This window comes from Helicobacter sp. MIT 14-3879 (assembly GCF_003364125.1).
Genome location: NZ_NXLP01000202.1, coordinates 1 through 467, shown reverse-complemented (window position 1 = coordinate 467; position 467 = coordinate 1). Strand labels below are relative to the sequence as shown.

At 37.9% G+C, this 467-nt stretch carries 1 protein-coding gene; it reads left to right on the top strand.

The genetic code is table 11. The annotated features are described in order from the left end of the window. Positions 1-48: 48 nt before the first annotated feature. Positions 49-467: NAD(P)H-dependent oxidoreductase (locus CQA44_RS12345; protein ID WP_115547446.1), on the top strand; the 419-nt coding region annotated here is incomplete at its 3' end.

Here is a 467-nt window from a genome sequence, read left to right as displayed (position 1 = left end):
AAACAGAAACAAACTAAAGCATCTCAAACATCACATAAAGGAGAGAATATGAAACAAGCATTATTGATTAATGGAGCAAAGAAGTTTGGCAATGATGGCACAAGACTTAATGCGACTTTACAAGCAGTAGCTAAAGAGACTTTAGAATCTCTAGGCTACTCAATCTTAGAGACGATTATTGATAAAGGTTATGAGCAAAAAAAGGAATTGCAAAAGATTGCTAAAAGCGATGTAGTGATTTATCAAATGCCTGCGTGGTGGATGGGCGAGCCGTGGATTGTGAAAAAATATATCGATGAAGTCTATATCTTAGGCTTTGGAGTGCTTTTCAACAATGATGGACGCAGTCGCAAAGATGAGAGTCTTAAATATGGTAGTGGTGGCTTGTGTCAGGGCAAGAAAGTAATGTTTAGTGTTACTTGGAATGCACCGCTTGGAGCTTTCATAGAACCTCAAGGATTTTTTGA